At 66.0% G+C, this 17,496-nt stretch carries 15 protein-coding genes, 2 tRNA genes and 1 pseudogene; 6 read left to right on the top strand and 12 right to left on the bottom strand.

The window, feature by feature from the left end:
- Window positions 1–3: 3 nt before the first annotated feature.
- The gene (locus P1K31_RS09870) at window positions 4–654 is read right to left on the bottom strand and encodes a J domain-containing protein (protein ID WP_276303157.1); all 651 of its coding nucleotides are present in this window, start codon (window positions 652–654) and stop codon (window positions 4–6) included.
- A 113-nt stretch (window positions 655–767) separates the two neighbouring features.
- Here P1K31_RS09870 and P1K31_RS09865 point away from each other — a divergent pair, with 113 nt between their 5' ends.
- Window positions 768–1,517 (top strand): DUF5781 family protein, encoded by a 750-nt coding sequence (locus P1K31_RS09865; RefSeq protein ID WP_276303156.1) that lies wholly within the window; start codon window positions 768–770, stop codon window positions 1,515–1,517.
- A gap of 117 nt (window positions 1,518–1,634) precedes the next feature.
- Here the strand turns inward: P1K31_RS09865 and P1K31_RS09860 are convergent, their stop codons facing one another.
- The 3 genes from P1K31_RS09860 to P1K31_RS09850 all read right to left on the bottom strand — a co-directional run bounded on the left by P1K31_RS09860 (window position 1,635) and on the right by P1K31_RS09850 (window position 3,518).
- On the bottom strand, window positions 1,635–2,234 hold the full coding sequence (locus tag P1K31_RS09860) for a hypothetical protein (protein WP_276303155.1): 600 nt from the start codon (window positions 2,232–2,234) through the stop codon (window positions 1,635–1,637).
- Window positions 2,235–2,384: 150 nt separating this feature from the next.
- Window positions 2,385–3,005, bottom strand: a complete 621-nt coding sequence (locus P1K31_RS09855) for a 30S ribosomal protein S7 (RefSeq protein ID WP_276303154.1) — start codon at window positions 3,003–3,005, stop codon at window positions 2,385–2,387.
- 84 nt (window positions 3,006–3,089) lie between these two features.
- Window positions 3,090–3,518 carry a 30S ribosomal protein S12 gene (locus tag P1K31_RS09850; RefSeq protein ID WP_276303153.1) on the bottom strand — a complete coding sequence of 143 codons (429 nt, stop codon included), beginning with the start codon at window positions 3,516–3,518 and terminating at the stop codon, window positions 3,090–3,092.
- 170 nt (window positions 3,519–3,688) lie between these two features.
- On the opposite strand from P1K31_RS09850, the gene P1K31_RS09845 reads away from it, so the two are divergent.
- Window positions 3,689–3,964 carry a hypothetical protein gene (locus P1K31_RS09845; RefSeq protein WP_276303152.1) on the top strand — a complete coding sequence of 92 codons (276 nt, stop codon included), beginning with the start codon at window positions 3,689–3,691 and terminating at the stop codon, window positions 3,962–3,964.
- Window positions 3,965–4,094: 130 nt separating this feature from the next.
- Here the strand turns inward: P1K31_RS09845 and P1K31_RS09840 are convergent, their stop codons facing one another.
- The 6 genes from P1K31_RS09840 to P1K31_RS09805 form a co-directional block, all read right to left on the bottom strand.
- Window positions 4,095–4,520 (bottom strand): NusA-like transcription termination signal-binding factor, encoded by a 426-nt coding sequence (locus P1K31_RS09840; RefSeq protein ID WP_276303151.1) that lies wholly within the window; start codon window positions 4,518–4,520, stop codon window positions 4,095–4,097.
- A 4-nt stretch (window positions 4,521–4,524) separates the two neighbouring features.
- Window positions 4,525–6,135, bottom strand: coding sequence for a DNA-directed RNA polymerase subunit A'' (rpoA2, locus tag P1K31_RS22055; protein WP_379801549.1), 1,611 nt, complete (start codon window positions 6,133–6,135; stop codon window positions 4,525–4,527).
- 230 nt (window positions 6,136–6,365) lie between these two features.
- Window positions 6,366–9,287 (bottom strand): DNA-directed RNA polymerase subunit A', encoded by a 2,922-nt coding sequence (locus P1K31_RS09820; RefSeq protein WP_276303150.1) that lies wholly within the window; start codon window positions 9,285–9,287, stop codon window positions 6,366–6,368.
- A gap of 9 nt (window positions 9,288–9,296) precedes the next feature.
- Complete coding sequence (rpoB, locus tag P1K31_RS09815; RefSeq protein WP_276303149.1) at window positions 9,297–11,123, bottom strand: DNA-directed RNA polymerase subunit B; 1,827 nt, start codon at window positions 11,121–11,123, stop codon at window positions 9,297–9,299.
- Window position 11,124: 1 nt separating this feature from the next.
- On the bottom strand, window positions 11,125–12,690 hold the full coding sequence (locus P1K31_RS09810) for a DNA-directed RNA polymerase subunit B'' (RefSeq protein ID WP_276303148.1): 1,566 nt from the start codon (window positions 12,688–12,690) through the stop codon (window positions 11,125–11,127).
- Window positions 12,687–12,917, bottom strand: a complete 231-nt coding sequence (locus P1K31_RS09805) for a DNA-directed RNA polymerase subunit H (RefSeq protein ID WP_254543145.1) — start codon at window positions 12,915–12,917, stop codon at window positions 12,687–12,689. The genes P1K31_RS09810 and P1K31_RS09805 overlap by 4 nt, the downstream gene beginning before the upstream one ends.
- Window positions 12,918–13,179: 262 nt before the next feature.
- Between P1K31_RS09805 and P1K31_RS09800 the strand changes: the two genes are divergently transcribed.
- Window positions 13,180–13,252: transfer RNA gene (locus P1K31_RS09800), tRNA-Asp, on the top strand.
- Between the two features lie 177 nt (window positions 13,253–13,429).
- Window positions 13,430–13,641 (top strand): annotated as a pseudogene (locus P1K31_RS21870) (tyrosine-type recombinase/integrase); the annotation flags it as partial.
- A gap of 47 nt (window positions 13,642–13,688) precedes the next feature.
- Here the strand turns inward: P1K31_RS21870 and P1K31_RS09795 are convergent.
- Entirely contained in the window at window positions 13,689–13,901 is a 213-nt protein-coding gene (locus P1K31_RS09795) for a hypothetical protein (protein WP_276303147.1), read from the bottom strand.
- Between the two features lie 737 nt (window positions 13,902–14,638).
- Between P1K31_RS09795 and P1K31_RS09790 the strand changes: the two genes are divergently transcribed.
- Window positions 14,639–15,193, top strand: coding sequence for a hypothetical protein (locus tag P1K31_RS09790; RefSeq protein ID WP_276303146.1), 555 nt, complete (start codon window positions 14,639–14,641; stop codon window positions 15,191–15,193).
- A gap of 178 nt (window positions 15,194–15,371) precedes the next feature.
- A tRNA-Asp gene (locus P1K31_RS09785) sits at window positions 15,372–15,441 on the top strand.
- A gap of 212 nt (window positions 15,442–15,653) precedes the next feature.
- Here P1K31_RS09785 and P1K31_RS09780 read toward each other — a convergent pair.
- Window positions 15,654–17,438 (bottom strand): SLC13 family permease, encoded by a 1,785-nt coding sequence (locus tag P1K31_RS09780; protein ID WP_276305734.1) that lies wholly within the window; start codon window positions 17,436–17,438, stop codon window positions 15,654–15,656.
- Between the last annotated feature and the right edge of the window lie 58 nt (window positions 17,439–17,496).

Raw genomic sequence — 17,496 nt, 5'->3', positions numbered from 1 at the left:
GCCTCACTCCCGAATCGCCCCCTCCGACTCCTGGACGCGCTCGTAGGCCCACCGGACGCGCTTGAACGCCTCCCGAGAACCGCCGGCGTCGGGGTGGGTCTCCTTCGCCCGCTCGCGGTACGCCCGCCTGACGGCGGCCTCGTCGGCGTCGGGGCTCACGCCGAGAACGCGGTAGGCCGCGGCGGTCGCCGGGTCGAGTCGGACGGTCGCCTGTCGGCCGTCCGCCGACGGCGCATCCGCGGCTCCGCGCCGGACGCCCCGGGCGTCCGGATCGCTCCCGTCGTCGCGGAGGTTCCCGGGACGTCCGGCGTCACGACCGTCCCACCCGCCGTCCGCCCAGCGCCAGTCGTCGCCGTCCCACTCGGCGTCCCACGCCTCGCGCCCGCAGACGGTCGCCCGCCAGCCCTCTCGGTGCCAGTCGTCGCTCGTCCGTCGTTCGCGCCCCTCGTCGGTCCACTCCGGATCGACGCCGATGCGCTCGTAGATGTCCCCGACGACGCGTCCGCGGCCGTAGCGCCAGCAGTGGTGGCTCCCCGCGCCGAGCGCGAGCGCGCCGAGCAGGGCCAGCGGCGTCCCGGTGACGCCGACGATGCAGGCGACGATCGCCGCGGCTCCGAGGACCGCGGCGAGCGCGAGGACGACCCAGCCGAACACGGTCCCCCTTCCGTCGCTCGCGTAGTAAATCTCCCGCCCCGACGGGTTCGTCGCCCTCCCTCGCACGCGCCGTCACAAGAGTCATACTCGCCCCGGCCGTGTTACACGTGAGCATGGACGTTCGAGTGTTAGGCGGCGGACCGACGGAGCCGTTTCTCAGCGCGCAGGGACTGTTCGAGACGGAGTACGACCTCTCGAAGCCGGTGCGCGTGCGCGTCCGGCGGGACCCCGACGAGCGGACGTGGACCGGCCACTACCCCGACCACCACGTCCTCAACATCTCCGCACAGGCGGCCACCAGCGCGATGTCGCGCGAACTCGCCCTCCACGAGTACGCCCACATGCGGCGCAACGAGGAGGCCCACCCATCGCACACCCAGTCGACCGCGGAGGCCATCTACATCGGACTGGCCGGGCGGCGCGTCGAGCAGCGCAAACTCACTCACTGCTACCAGATCGCGAACCACATGAAGGACATCTACGCCGACGACATCACGCTCTCGGTCGCCCCGGCGGACAAACTCGTCTCCTTCCTGGAGGCGAGCCTCGCGGCGGCGCTCGCCGACCGTCCGCACGACCCGCCGCGCGGCCACCGGCTCACGCCCGCCTCCGACCCCGACATCACTGCCGTGAACGCCGCGTTCGCCCTCGCGCTGGTCGAGCGCCACGACCTCGTCGCCCCGGACCACCGCCTCTACGACCTCGCGCACGCCGCGGCCGACGACGCGCCGGGCGTCCCCCTCGAGCGGTTCAAACACCACTTCGAGACGCTGGCGGACGATCCCGACGAGAGCGAGTACCGAAAGGCGCTGGTCGACGTCACCCGCCGGTACGCGGTCGAGACGGGGCAGGCGGCCGACTGACGCTTCCTCGTCCGCCGTCCCCGGTCGTTCGACGTGCGAGGCGGTCGCCCGCGAGGAGCGGTCGCGGTGACTGCCGGCCGGATCCGTTCCGGCCGCGGGCTCGCGGCTCCGACCCGTCTACTCCCTGTCGACTACGTCCTCGCCGGCCAGGTCCGCGCGGTCGTAGTCGACCTGGTCGGCCAGGTAGACGTTCGCGTCGGGGTGCTGATCCGCGTCCTCGACGACCTCGCCCTCCCTCCGCAGGCGTTCGACGGCGGCCTTCGCCTCCTGGCGATCGACGTGGCCGACGACGCTCATCACGTCGAGCAGGCGCTCCCTGGGGATGCCCGGGCTCCCGGTGGGGTTCTTCGGTTCGAAGGCGGCCTCCCCCTGGAGGAACCGCAGGTAGGACCGGGGGTCGTTCGACCCGGCCAGCCGCTCGTGCCAGTTCGCGGGGTAGGTGCTGAGCCGTCCCGAGGGGAGTTCGTACACCGCGTCGTCGCCGACCCACGTCTCGCTGTCCGTGCGCCGCTCGTCCAGGGCGCTCCACGGGTCCTGAATCTCGGTGGGAACGTTCCGATCGGCGAGCGCCGTCGCGTAGGCCTCGACGACCTCGCGCTCGGCCCCCGGCGTCTCGTCGCCGTGGTAGCGTTCGACCAGCGACAGGACCTCCTTCGGGAGGAGGTTCTCGCCGCGGTGCTCCGCCGTGTCGAGGACGCGCTCGTTCAGGTCGACCATCGTTCCGACCTTCACGCGCCGACTGTAAAAACCCGGTGCGAGCGTTCGCCGGATCGCCGCGACGGTCGCGAAAACGGCTTCGAGACGGGAGGAGGGAGGAGATGAGAGGAGACGGGTGGAGGGAGGAGATGCCGGAAGGGAGACCGAGCGTTACCGTGCCGCGGCGGCGACGCGCTCCTTCTCTTCCTTCTGGTTGATCGCGTAGGTCTGGACGTCGTAGTTGGCCGCGCCGACGATCTGGGAGGCGAGCGCCTCGGCCGCGGACGTCGACGTCTTGAACGACGCCTTGTGGGTGCCCTCCGCGATGAACTTGAGCGACTGGTCGACGCGGCGCTGGGGCGCGACGTCGACGGCCTTCGGGACCGAGATGCCGCCGTACTTGAGGCGGACCGTCTCCTCGCGCGGACCGGCGTTCTCGACCGCCTGCACGAGCACCTGCACGGGGTTCTCCTCCGTGCGCTCGTGGACGATGTCGAACGCGTCGCGGACGATCTTCATCGTCTTCTGCTTCTTGCCGGTGTTCTCCTCGGTCTGCATCAGGCGGTTCACGAGCCGCTCGACGACGCTGATCTCCGACTTCTTGAACTGCTTCCCGGAGTGGCGACCCATCGTGTGGGCGATGGGCGTGAGCGTGATGTACCGCTCCATCGAGGGGTCGGAGAAGGCGATGTCGGAGACGTCCCACTTCGCGAAGAGCAGCGCGTCGACGGTCCCCTCCTCCTCGTCGGTGCCGGCGGGCGGCTCCGGATCGGGGGCTTCGCTCTCGCTCACGCGAACCACCCTCGGTGGTGAGTGTGAGTAGATGAGTCACAGCCCGCACAGCGGAGCGAGCAGGAATGTCTTAGCGGACTCATGTTATCGCACCGGTTTCTCCGCGTTGCCGCGCACCAGTTCGATGAGCGACACGCCGTTTACCTTCTCGACCTTGTAGTTCACGCCCGAGAGGTCGCCCATCGCGCGACCCTTCGCGCCGCCGATCCCGGCGATGGTGACCTCGTCGTGCTCGTCGATGAACGAGATCGCGCCGTCGCCCGGACAGAACGCGGTGACCTGCTTCCCGTTCTTGATGAGCTGGACCCGGACGCACTTCCGGATGGCGGAGTTGGGCTGTTTCGCCTCGATCCCCACCTTCTCCAGGACGATACCTCGACCCTGCGGAGCGCCCTCGAGCGGGTCGGACTTCTTGCCGAGCCCGCGGGCGCGCCGCGCGTACTCCGAGTCGGACCACCGGTGGTTCTGGCGGTCCTTCTTGAGCTTCCGCGCGGCGTACTTGCCGTTCGCCATAGTGCACGTCGATACCTGTCCGAGCTACTTAAGGCTCCCCTTTCGAGCCAGCGCCGTTCGGGCCGTGTGTGGGGGTTTCACGCCCGTTCCCGGCGCGGCGGATCGCCGCGCGCGCCGCGTCGCGTCGCGTCTCCGAAGCCTCATGTAGGTCCGCGGTATAGCGAACCGACATGGCAGACACGTCGTCCCCGAGGGACGTGGGGAACGCGGCGGCCGCGAACGGCGCGGGAACCGACTGGTTCTCCAGCATCGCTCGACGCGTCGGCGGCTTCGTCGTCCTGATGGTCGGTTTCGCCGTCGCTCTCGAGTTTCTCATCTCGATCGGAGTGCTCGACGACACCGAGATGAACAACGTCTTCATCGGCATCGCGCTCAGCCTCGCCATCCTGACGGTGCTGACCGCGGCCGTCGCGTTCGTCGTCTCGGCCGTCCGACGCGCGCTCTGAGCGGGTTCGAGGGCGAGGTAGAGCGGCCTCGCCGGTCGACCGTTCGGTCGGCCGCGCGGGCGCAAGTCCTGAACCCTCTCGCGGCCGCGTCGACGCGCGGGACAGGCTCCCCCTCACGACTGTGCCGCCGTCACGTCAGCTGTATGTCGTCGATGTCGAAGTGCCGCCGGGCGAGCGTCCGCGCCCGCTCTATGTTCCTCCCGTCCGCCCCGATGGCGACGCCGCGGTCCTCGCGGGCGACCTCGGCGTACGCCACCACGTCCCGGTTTCGGCTGATCGTGACGTTGTACACGGCCGCCGGCGCGAGGACGTTCGCCACGAACGCCTCGGGCGTGTCCGCGTCCTCGACGAGTTCGACCCGCCGGTCGAGGCGTTCCTCGACCTGACGGACGGCCCGGCCGCCGGGGCCGATCGCCCGGCCCATGTCGCCGGGCGGAACGAGGTAGACGACCCGGTCGTACTCGTCGTCGACGATACAGTCGCGGGCGGCGACGTCCGTCACGTCCTCGAACAGCCCGATGTACCGGCGCGCCTCGTCCGAGAGGGTGACGCGCATCGGCTCAGTCGGCGTCGGCGCGCTCCCGGTCGCGCTTTACCGTTCCCATCCGCAGGTTCACGTCGCCGGTGCCGAGCCGGATGGGCTTGCCGACGATGACGTTCTCCGTCACGCCGTTGAGGTCGTCGACCTCGCCGTGGATCGCGGCGTCGAGCAGGTGGTTGACGGTCACCTCGAACGCCGCACGGGCGAGCACGGAGTCCTTGTTCCCCGAGATGCCGTGGCGACCGATCGATTCGATCTCGCCGCGGTTGGTCATGATGTCCGCCACGAGCATGAGGTGGCGGATGTTCACGTCGCCGAGCCCCTGCTCCTCGAGCGTGTTCATCGTCTCCTCGATGATCGCCTCGCGGGCGGCCTCGATGCCGAGCTGGCGGTGGACCTCGTGGATGTTGTTACACGTGGTCCGCGTGGCGTCCACGCCCTCGATGTCGAGCGTCTTACCGAACGCCGACCCCTCGGTGTAGAGGACGAACTCCTCGCCCCCGTCGTCGGTCGCCTCCTTCCGGATGACGACGCGGGAGACCTCGTCGATGCCCTTGAAGACGATGTCCCGGAGCTCCTCCACGAGCTGGAGCAGCCCGCGGTAGCTCGGCTCCTCGGGGCCGAACTCCACGACCGTCGGCTGGGGTCGGGCGGTCTCGACGTCGAGTTCGCCCTCGATGGTCGCCGCGATCTCGGCCGCGACCTCGTCGGTCGAGTCCACGGTCGGCCACCGCTCGCGCAGCGTGTCCTCGTTGAGGTCGATCCGCACGAGCATGTCCGCGACGTTCGTCGAGACGTCGCCGAGCGCGAGGATGCGCGTCGCCTCCACCTTCCAGACGACCTCGTGGGCGCGCTCGCGGTCGGTGGCGAACTCGTCCTCGAGGTAGACCGTCATCATCGGCGTGTCCGGCGTCTTCCGGGCGTCCACCAGCTCGATGAGCCGGGGGAGCCCCTGCGTGACGTCGATCTCCGCGACGCCCGCGTAGTGGAACGTGTTCATCGTGTTGTGCGTCACGACGCCCGACGCGGTCGTGAACGTCTCCAGCCCGGCGACCGAGAAGTCGTACACGTACTCGTGGTCGCTCGTCACCGGCTCGATGGATTCGATACGCTCCCAGTTAACCGCACCAAGACTCGCCGACTGGCTCGCGCTCTTACCCTGCGCGTCGATGAGTACTCCCCCGTCCGTTACGACTGGCTCACTCTCCGCAGGCGGGACATACGCCCCGAAATCGGCGGTTTTCGTGTCTGCGTTGTATTCTCCGACGGTGGGGAGCGTATCGTCGGTCGTCAGGGTGTCTGCGGCGACGGGACCTATCTTGCCATCCTCGCGCGTGACGAACGAGTGGCCCTTCGTCGCCCGAATGGTCCGTCCCGATTCGAGTTCGATGCGGAGGAGTTCATCCGGCGTCTCGTGTCGGCTGATCTCCTCGACCGGTTTCCACCGTACTTGTTCGTCGCGTCCGAGACTGAGTACCTCCAGTCCGTCGGGAGCGAGCGATACCTCGTGGCCGTCGAACGATCGCGTCTCCCGCGAGGCCATCAGACGATCGACGAGCGGTCCGATCTCCGTGATCGTCGTTTCGCCGTCGTTCCTGACGAGTACCCGCTCGTCGGCCGGGATTGACATCTGCGTTCCCGGTTCCCCGATGGACTGCGCGCTCACGGTCCCGACGGGGTCGAGCGGATCGACGCGCGTGTCGACGTAGCGCTCCTCGACGCGCTCGGCGATCTCCTCGACCGTGTCCGGATCGGAGACGCCCTTCTCCTCGATGACGCGGTACACCTCGTCCTTGAGCCGTCGGGGGAGGTCGGATCCCTCCACGACCGCCCTCACGTCGTTGTCGACTGTTGCTGCCATTAGTCGTCACCCAGTGCGAAGTGGTCCATGTGTTCGGAGAGGTTGGTCTGCCTGTCCTGGGCGGCCAGGAACTCCTCCCCCTCGTCCTCGAACTCCGCGTCGAGGACGCGCTCCGCGATGTCGTCCACGTCGATGTCGTTGTCCGCCGCCGAGGACACCTTCACCGGGCTGGTGCCGTCCTCGCCGAACTCGAACTGCACGATGGTGTCGCTGGTGTCGCGCACCGTGCCGTCGTACTGCGTCTCCAGCTCCGACAGCGCGTTGATGAGCCGCCGCTGGAGGTACCCGGACTTCGACGTGCGAACCGCCGTGTCGACCAGCCCCTCGCGGCCACCCATCGCGTGGAAGAAGAACTCCCGCGGGCTCAACCCGGCGCGATAGGACGACTCGACGAAGCCGTGGGCGTCCGCCGAGAGGTCGTTCTTCTGGTAGTGGCTGAGGGTGCGGTCCTCGTAGCCGCGGTTGATACGCTCGCCCCGGACCGCCTGCTGGCCGACGCAGCCGGCCATCTGGGTCAGGTTGAGCAGCGATCCGCGCGCCCCCGAGCGGGCCATGATGACCGCCGGGTTGTTCTCGTCCAGGTACTCCTCGGCGATGTCGCCCGCGCTGTCGCGGGCCTTCCCGAGCGTCTGCATGATCTTCATCTCCAGCGTCTCGTCGACCGTCCGCCCGGGCAGGGACTCGAGGTCGCCGTTCTCGTACGTCCGGATGAGTTCCTCGACGCGGTCGTAGGCGTTGCCGATGGCCTCGGTGATCTGCTCCTCGGCCTCGACGGGCACCGACTCGTCGTCGATGCCGACGGAGAACCCGAAGTGCATGATGGCGCGCATCGCGAGCGCCGCCACCTCGTTGATGAACATGCGGGCGCGGGTCGTCGAGTACTGTTTGCAGATCGTGTCCACGACCTCGCCGCCGAACGCCCCGACGGCGTCCTCGTCGACGGTACCGCCCGTGAGGACGCCGTCCTCGATGGTGACCGTGTCGCCGGCCGAGGAGGTGAACTCCAGGTTCAGCCCCGCCGGGAGCAGTTCGGAGAAGATGGTCCGACCGTTCCAGTAGGGGACGCCGCCGTCGTCGGTGCCGTCCGGTTCGGGGAGTTCGTCCACGCGCGTCGCGCGCAGGAGGTCGAGCGCCTGCGTCTCGTTGAAGCGCGGGTTCTCGTTGGTGAGCAGGTAGGTCCCGCTGATGTGGTCCTGGATCGCACCGATGATGTTCTCGCCGAAGCGCGGGCTGAGGATCTGCTCCTGTACGCGCATCAGCACGCGCGCCTCGGCGCGCGCCTCCTCGTTCTGGAGGGCGTGCATGTTCATCTCGTCGCCGTCGAAGTCGGCGTTATACGGCGGGCAGACGACCGTGTTCAGCCGGAACGTCTTGTACGGCATCACCACGACCTCGTGGGCCATGATGGACATCCGGTGGAGCGACGGCTGCCGGTTGAAGATGACGATGTCGCCGTCCACGAGGTGGCGGTTGACCTCCCAGCCGGGTTCGACCTTCTCCGACAGTTCCTCGCAGTTCTTCTCGGTCACCTTCAGACGGCGGTTGTCCGGGCGCTTGACGTAGTTCGCGCCGGGGTGGCCCTCGGGGCCGTTGCGGACGTACCGCCGGGCGTCCTCGAGGTTGCGCTCGGTGACGTTCATCGTCTGGGTCATCTCCGTCGCCACGCGCTCGGGGACGCCGACCTCGTTGAGCGAGAGCGTCGGGTCCGGCGAGATGACGGTGCGGGCGGAGAAGTTCACGCGCTTACCGGACAGCGAGCCGCGGAAGCGCCCCTCCTTGCCCTTGAGGCGCTGGCTGAGCGTCTTGAGCGGCCGCCCGGAGCGGTGGCGCGCGGGCGGCGTGCCCGAGATCTCGTTGTCCATGAACGTCGTCACGTGGTACTGGAGTAGCTCCCACAGGTCCTCGATGATGAGCTGGGGTGCGCCGGCCTCGCGGTTCTCCATGAACCGCTGGTTGATGCGGATGATGTCCACCAGCTTGTGGGTCAGGTCGTCCTCGGAGCGCTGGCCGTTGTCGAGCGTGATCGAGGGCCGTGCCGTCACCGGGGGTACCGGCAGGACCGTCAGGATCATCCACTCGGGGCGGGACTTCTCGGCGCTGATGCCGAGCACGCGGATGTCCTCGTCCGGGATGTCCTCGAACCAGTCCCGGATGTCGCTCGGCATCAGCTTGTTCATGTCCTCCTCGGTGAGGTCGATGTCGAGGGCCTTCTCCAGCGCCTCCCGGTCGGCCGGGCGGGGGCGGAACTCGCCCGAGATGATCTCGTTGACTCGCGAGACCTCGATGCCGGTCTCGTCCGCGAGTTCCGTGGGCGAGGTGGGCTCGCGCTCCGTCTCGTCGTCCTCGTCGACCGGACGGCCCTCCATGGCGGCCGCGATGCGCTCGGCGTAGTCCGAGGAGAGCACGTCCTGGACCTCGTAGTAGGTGGTCGGCTTCTCGTGATTGATGTCGTACTGCTTCGAGCCGCAGTACGGGCAGCGCGACTTCTTGCGCGCCTGTCGGATCGCCGCCTTCGTGACGTTGTTGAGGTCGTTCCCGAGCTGGCGGTCGCGCTCCAGGCGCTCGCGGAACTCGTCGCGCTCCTCCTCGGTCAGGAGGAGGCGGGAGCACTCCCGGCAGGTGCCGCGGAGCAACCGCCGGATGAGCTTCGAGAATCCGACGTGGATGACCGGCGCGGCGAGTTCGATGTGGCCGAAGTGGCCGTTGCACGACCCGGAGTGCTTCCCGCAGGTCTTACACTCGAGTCCGGGGTCGATGACGCCCAGCCGGGGGTCCATCAGCCCCATGTCGATGGGGAACCCGTCGTCGTCGTACGTGTCCGCGGTGATGACCTTCGTCGCGGACATGTCGCGATACTCTTCCGGGTTCATCAGCCCGAAGCTGATTGCCCCGATTTCCTTGGGAGACTGGTTTACACTCATTCGTTGGGGTTAGACTGCGTCCTTCAGTTCGATGCGCGGCGCGATGCCGAGCGCCTTCATCTCGTCCAGGAGGAGCTTGAACGCGTAGCTCATCTCGATCCGGTGGATGTCCGTCTCCTCGCCACAGTTCGGACAGTACACCCGCCGCTGCTCGACGTTCTCGACGGCGGTCATCCCGCAGTTGCCACAGACGTCGATGAACTCGCGGTCGGACTCGTCGAGCAGCCGCTCCTTGAGGGCCATGGCCGCCCCGTGGCCGATCAGCACGTCGCGCTCCATCTCGCCCACCCGCAGGCCGCCCTCGCGGGCCCGCCCCTCGGTGGGCTGGCGCGTGAGCACCTGCACCGGTCCACGCGAGCGGGCGTGGATCTTGTTCGAGACCATGTGGTAGAGCTTCTGGTAGAAGATGATCCCGACGAAGATCTCGGCCTCGATCTTCTCGCCGGTGACCCCGGAGTACATGACCTCCTTCCCGGAGGACTCGAACCCGTGGTCGACCAGCGCGTCGCGCAGCTCCTGCTCGCTCTCGCCCTGGAAGGCGGTCCCGTCGACGCGCCGCCCCTCGAGCGCGCCGACCTTCCCGCCGAGCATCTCCAGCACGTGACCGACCGTCATGCGCGAGGGCAGCGCGTGCGGGTTGACGATGAGGTCCGGGACGACGCCGTCCTGCGTGAACGGCATGTCCTCCTGGGGCGCGATGTGGCCGATGACGCCCTTCTGTCCGTGGCGCGACGCGAACTTGTCCCCCAGTTCGGGGATGCGCTCGTCGCGCACCGACACCTTCGAGAGCTTCGAGCCGTCCTCGCCCTCCATCAGCGTCACCGTGTCGACGGTGCCGTTCTCGCCCGAGCGCATCGTGACGCTCGTCTCGCGGCGCTTCTGGGGCGACAGGCCGCCCATGTCGTCCGGCTCCTCGAGGAACCGCGGGGGGCTCGTCTTCCCGAGCAGCACGTCGTTCTCGTCGACGACCGTCTCTGGGTTGACGAGGCCGTCCTCGTCCAGGTGCGTGTACGCCTCCTCGCCGCGCGCGCCCCGCACGTCGTCGTCGGGGATCTCGAAGCGGTCCTCCTGACCGCCCGGGTAGCGCCGCTCCTCGCCCTCGTAGGTGCGGAAGAAGTGCGAGCGACCGAGCGCGCGGTCCACCGAACCGCCGTTGAGGACGAGCGCGTCCTCGATGTTGAACCCCTCGTAGCTCATGACCGCGACGACGAAGTTCTGGGCCGCCGGGCGGTCGTCGAACCCGATCTGCTCCGTGGTCTGGGTCTTGACCATCGAGAGCTGCGGGTAGTGGAGCAGGTGCTGGCGGGTGTCCGGGCGGATGCGGTAGTTCGCGGAGGGCAGCCCGAGCGACTGCTTGATCATCCCCGATCCCATCGTGATGCGGGGCGAGGCGTTGTGCTCGGGGTAGGGGATCATCCCCGCGCCGATGCCGAAGATGAGCGCGGGGTCGATCTCGAGGTGGGTGTGTTCGGTCGTGAGTTCCTCCTCGTCGACGGCCACGTAGATGTCCTCCTCCTCCTCGGCGTCGATGAACTCGATCGCTCCCGTCTGGACGAGATCGTGGAACGCGATCCCCCCGGCCTCCATGGCCTCGATGTCCTCGTCGGTGACCCGCGGTTCGCCGTTCTCGACGACGATGAGCGGGCGGCGCGCGCGCCCCGCGTCGGCGTTGATGATGACCTCGTCGGTCCGGTCCTTGACCGAGACGTTCACCATCGAGCTGACGTCGCCGCGGCGGCGCGCCTGCCTGATGTCGCTCGCGAGCTTGTGCGGGTCGGGGTGGGTGCCGACCAGACTGCCGTTGACGTAGATCTTCGCGTCTCGTGCCTGACTCATGTTAATCGTCCGCTGGTTGTTGGTCGAACGTCTCGATACCCGGCATCCCCTGGACGCCCATCGTGGCGAGTTCGCGCTTGAGTGCGCGCTCGTCCTCGACGTTCTGGGAGAGCTCCATCGCCTGCGCGAAGTTCTTCACGAGGCCGCAGTTCGGCCCCTCGGGCGTCTCGGAGGGACAGATCCGCCCCCACTGGGTGGCGTGCAGGTCGCGCGCCTCGAAGTGGGGCTGGGACCGCGAGAGCGGCGAGCGAAGCCGCCTGAGGTGCGACAGCACGCCCATGTAGTCCGTGCGGTCGACCAGCTGGGAGACGCCCGAGCGCCCGCCGACCCAGTTGCCCGTCGCGATGGGGTGTTCGAGGCGCTCGGTGAGCACGTCCGAGCGGACGACGGTGCTCACGGTGAGGTTGCGGTTGCGCATGTTCGCGCGCTCGAGCTGGTACTTCACGTCGCGCGCGAGCTTGTTCAGCGCCGTGCGGAAGAGGTCGCGCATGAGGTCGCCGCTCACCTTCAGGCGCTTGTTCGCGTAGTGGTCCTTGTCGTCGGAGTCGCGGCGCTTCAGCGCGAGTTCGAAGCACGCCTCCGCCATCCGACAGAGGTAGTACGCCTTGTTCATCCGTACCTCCTCCTCGTCGATGCCGTCCTCGTGGAGGTGCGGCAGGAGGTAGCGGTCGATGACGTAGTTGGCGCGCTTCAGCTGGTAGTTCTTGCCCTGCCCGCTGGCGACGCGCTTGCCCAGCGCCTCGATGGCCTCGTGGGTCGACTGGACCTCGGCGGCCTCCAGGTTCTCGAGCATGAACTTCACGATCTCGGGGTCGTCGCTCACGCGGTGGACGATCTCCTCGTCGGACTCCAGCCCGAGCGCGCGCACGAGCGTGACGAAGTTGATGCTCCCCGACACGGAGGGGAACGACACCTCGAGGATGCCGCTCCGGTTGCGCTCGCAGAGCACCAGCGCGCGGTACCCGCGGCGCTGGCTGAACGTCTTCGCGACCTGGATCTCGTCGCCGTAGCGCGTGTCGTACTCCGCGAGGATCTTGTTCGGCGCGAGGTCCTCGCTGGTCATCAGCACGCGCTCGGAGCCGTTGACGATGAAGTAGCCGCCGGGGTCGGCGGGGTCCTCGCCGATCTCGACGAGCTCCTCGCGGGAGAAGCCCGCGATGTTGCACTTGTTCGAGCCGACCATGACGGGCATGCGCCCGACCTTCGTCTCCGCCTGGTCGACGACGTGCTCCTCCTCCTCCTTACCCCCGCGGATGATCGTCATCTCCATGAACACCGGGGCGGCGTAGGTGATGTTGCGGAGGCGCGCCTCCTGCGGGTAGAGCAGTTCCTCGCTCCCGTCTGCCTCACGCACGCGCGGCGTGGTTACCCGCACGTCGCCCAGTTCCACGAAGACGGGTTCCTGGCCCTCCTTGTCGCCGATGTCGGTGTCGATGGTGCCCTTTTCCTCGACGACCTCCTGCATCCCGCGCTCGAGAAACGCGTTGAACGAGCGGAAGTGGTGCTCGGCGAGGCGGTCGCGCGAGAAGTACTCTCGGGAGATGACGCGTCGGTCTTGCCTGTTCATTCTATCACGAGTCGGTATACGACGGCGACGTCTGCGGTTCGCGAGTTGCGCTCGATGCGGACGACGTCGCCCACGTCGGCGTCCATCGAGCGCAGCGCGGGGTCACGTCGCTTGATCTTCGGTAAGTCGGTGCGGTCGATGTCGTACTCGGCGAGCACGTCGTCGACCTCCGCGTCGTCGACGATGGTGTGCTCTGGCACGAGGTCGTGTTGGCTTGCGTCTACCATGTGTGGCTCTGGACGGTCGAGAAGGCTATCACGAGATACTACAGCGCGTTAATCGTTCCGGCCACATAACGCTTACTAAGTAGGGCAGCGGCGCTCTCGCTACGTCGGAGCCGGGGTCCGACGGGTCGCTTCACGCCAACCGGTATGCCGGCGTCACTGATGTATTAATCGGTGCGTTCCGCGGTATCATACGCTTTGCGGCGCGTCGTTTGGAAAGGGTTAAATGAAGTCGCTATCAACGATTGAGTGCAGCACACTCGGTGCCCGGGTGGTGTAGTGGCCCATCATACGACCCTGTCACGGTCGTGACGCGGGTTCAAATCCCGCCTCGGGCGCTCTCAACGGGGCTTCGCCCTGCAGTTTTCAGGTACTTACAAGCATGGAACAAACATGGCACCAAAGGTTCGTTACGTGGGTCTATTCCCCACGATTGTACCGCCGTACAGTGGTTTTGAATTAGTGTCAGGGTCGCTACCGCTACCCCCACGTGAGGTCATTCGATGAGTCGGGACTTACACCGCCTCTGTGAGATAGCGGGTATCTCGGTGGAGAATCGCCAAATGAGTTGGTACACTATCCGTCACTCGGTCGGCACGTATATGGCCCGAGAGGAGGACTTAGCGGCGGCGGCATCCCAACTTCGGCAAAGAGCCCCGAGACGACCATGAAGTACGACCAAGCACCTGTAGACGACAGGCGCGCCGCCCTGGATAGAATGGGCTGAAAGTCACCGCGTCCGCCCCCGCCGCTCGGGAGCACCGACCGCCCCGCCTACGCGCCCACAGATTTGAGGAGTCCTTTCCCGAGGGTGTAGAACACCGTCCCGATTATGGCGAGTACCCCAACCCGAACGATGATGTCCACCGCCGCGGTCGTAAGGTTCGTTATCAGGGACGTGTCAGCCCCGAACAGTACCGCTACAATGGCGAAGGTGAACACCGCGAATACCGCCGCAACAAGTCCGTTTACCACTTTGTCGAACATGTGAGAATATTTCACTGAACGACCAAATACTTCCTCCCCTGTTTAACGTCGTCTCCCCGCTTCACGCCCATGTCACTTCGTAACAAGGGTTTACGTGTCATCTTTAGCGTTCGAGCAATGGGCGCGAGGTTCGTCGGACTGTTGACCGCCCCACTGTCGTCCGCCGTCGTTCGCTTTCGGGGCGACCGCTCATGGCGACGACCACACCGCAGTCACAGTCGAAACCACATGGTTCAATGGGTGGGCTTGGGAACTCGCCACTTTCGTTTTCCGCTTTTCGACGTTTTTCGTACATTATCCGCCTCCTATTCTCCTACTATCCGCGCCCGAACCGCCACGCGAATGACCTACAAAGTGGCTACGAGCGTGGAGGGGTGGCATGCCCCCGTCAAGATTACAGAGCGGACGGGTCCCATACTCCACTGGCCATGTAGTCCATTACTGGTCACTAAATTAGCCTATTCTTCCGGGGGGACTGCGCGGTGGAAGGAGTTGTATGGAATGTAGGCCACCTGATTACTGTGGTCATCATAAAGGGTAACTCCCTCCTCGCCTTCTTTGATGTGGTCACACTCGATGACTTGACTATCCCTCCTATGAGAATAATGCACTTGAAGAGTCGTTCACACAAGAATATTGACTCACTTGATATAAAAATAAGTGTTGAGAATACACTCGGCCTCATACTGACGAATTTGGTACATATGCTTTTACAATCAGGTGATTAAGAGTGTCCTATGCCAGAACAAAACGACAAAATAGACCGTGGTGAAAGGGAGGCACTTGGGGCAATTGCGAACGACGCGCTAAAGACGTTCAGAGCGGGTCTGTTCCTGATTGTAATCTATATCTCAATAATATCTCTCACGCTTCAAACAGGCGGTGCCGAATACGTGGAGAACATCATAAACTCATTCTATACCATCAACGGCACTGTATTCTGGATTGGCTCAATGACGGTCAGTGTATTTACTCACCGAACGGCGCGCCGAGTCACGCTCAAAGAGCACTACCCTCAGTTGGGTCGGATAGATGACAAATTTGACGTGTTAAATCTATCCAGCACAAGCACGTTCGGGTTGCTAATCTCGGTGTTCTCCCTAATTATGGGACTATTGGAGGGATGGGCGAATACCGTAAACGACACCTCGGTGACTGTCGGGTTTGAGCAACCGTTACTAATAGTCGGATTTTCAGTAGTTATAGTTTCTATCCTCTATTCTGCGTTCTCTGTCTTAGATATGATTCGAGGGCGGTGGGGACCAATCAGAGAGGTTCTCCGAATGTTGTAGAACCTTCGTTCTGTAGGGGTCCCATGTCGATGGGTTCAGCCAACAGCATGGCGACTCATTGAACCGAATATATCCCCAGGATTGTCGTGTGGTGGATTTATGTGTGTGGTTCTCATCGAATGATGTGTAGACACCTGGAAACGGGTGGCACGAGGCGGTTCACGCACTGGCCTTAAAAGGAAAGTGTAGTGGCCAATCATACGACCCTGTCACGGTCGTGACGCGGGTTCAAATCCTGCCTCGGCGCTTCTTCGGTCTCTACTCCGTGAGCGACCGGCGTAGCCGTGATTCGATCCCACAACCGAAGCGCCGGCGGCTACCGCTTCACCTCCACTCCGATCTCGGCCGCTTATCCGCGAACGGCTCGTCCGCACGACTACCGGTAGCTCACGTCCCGCGCCACGCCGCCTTCGGGGTGGTAGCCGTTGTCAGTGGTACGTCCAGTCGCCGTCGCTCCGCGTCACGTGACGCCCCAGATGAGGGCGATGCCGACCACCGTCGCGACCGAGAGCAGCACCTGCAGCGGCGCGCCGACGCGGAAGTAGTCGGTGAAGCGGTAGCCGCCGGGGCCGTAGACGAGCAGGTTCGTCTGGTAGCCGATCGGCGTCATGAAGTCGGCGCTGGCGGCGAACGTCACGGCGAGGACGAACGCGAACGGGTCCGCCCCGATCTGCGCCGCGGTCGCCACGCCGACCGGGATGAGTAGCACGACGCTCCCGGCGTTGCTCACCAGCGCGGTCGTCAGCGCCGTCACGACGTAGAACAGCCAGAGCACGCCGATGGGCGGGAGGACGGTACCGCTCTGGGCGACGAGCGCGCCGATGAGCGCGGCCGCGCCCGTCTCCTCGAACGCGATGCCGAGCGGGATGAGCCCGGCGAGCAGGAAGATGACGTTCCACTCGATGGCGTCGTAGAGTTCGTCGGGGTTCAACACCCCGGTGAAGAGCATGAGGATGACGCCGCTGAGCGCCGCGACGAGGATGTCCACCACGCCGAGGGCGGCGAGGCCGACGACGCTGCCGATGATGGCCACCGCGACGGGGATCTTCCCCGTCCGGTAGTCCGGGTCGGCGACCTGGTGGGCGACGATGACGTCCGGATCGGTCGCGAGTGCGTTGAGGCTCTCCTCGGTCGCCTGCACGAGCAGCGTGTCGCCGCCGCGCAGCAGCAGTTCGTCGAGGCGGTTGTGCAGGAGCGTCCGCTCGCGGCGGATGGCGAGGACGTTCGCGTCGTAGCGCTCGCGGAAGAGCGATTCGGAGAGCGACGCGCCGACGAGCCGCGACTGGGCGGGGATGACGAGTTCGACCAGCGTCTTGCGCCGGCTGACGGCCTCGAGTTCCTCCTCGGTCACGTCGGGCGAGGCGAACGAGAGCCCCTCGGCCCGTATGAGCGCCTGTACGGTCGCGAGGTTGGCCCGGACGATGAACACGTCCCCCGCTCGGATCTCGACCTCGCTGAACGGCTCGATGTACCGCTCCCCGTCCCGGATGAGCTGGATGACCTCCACGTCGAGGTCCGTCTCCTCCAGGATCGCATCGACGCTCTCGCCGAGGAGCGGCGAGTCCTCGTCGACGACGACCTCGGTCAGGTAGCCCTCCATCTCGTACTCCTCCAGGAGCCCCTCGTCGGGGTCGATCCGCTCGGGGAGCAGACGCTGGCCGACGAGCACGAGGTAGACCGTGCCGGTCACGAACACGATGGCCCCGAGCACGGTGAACTCGAACATCGAGAAGGGGTGGCCGAGTAGTCGCCGTGAGACGTCGCTCGCGACGATGTTCGTGGAGGTGCCGATGAGGGTGAGCATCCCGCCCACCATCGCCGAGTACGAGAGCGGTATCAGCAGCTTCGACGGGGAGGTCCCGCCGCCCCGCGCGAGATCCGAGACCGCGGGGATGAGCATGGCGACGATGGGCGTGTTGTTGAGCACGGCCGACGGGAGCCCCGCGACGCCGATGACGGCGAGTAGCTGTTTGCGCTCGTCGGTCCCGGCGTACGACGCCATCCAGCGGCTGAGCATCTGTACCGCACCCGTGCGGCTGATGCCCGCGCTCAGGATGAACATCGCAAGGACGGTGATGGTCGCCTCGTTCGAGAAGCCGGAGATGCCCTCGTCGATGGAGATCCGCGTCCACGGCTCCAGGATCATCAGCAGCGCCATCGTGATGAGCGCGGTGACGTCGACCGGCACCACCTCGCTCGCGAACAGGAGGAACGCGAGCAGGGTGATCCCGAACACGACGAGCATCTCGATCGTCACCGGCGGCACATCCGCCGCTGATTGCGACAGCGTCGACGTGACCCCC

It is taken from the genome of Halomarina halobia (assembly GCF_029338575.1).
GTDB lineage: Archaea > Halobacteriota > Halobacteria > Halobacteriales > Haloarculaceae > Halomarina > Halomarina halobia.
This window is presented reverse-complemented; position numbering and strand designations above follow the sequence as displayed.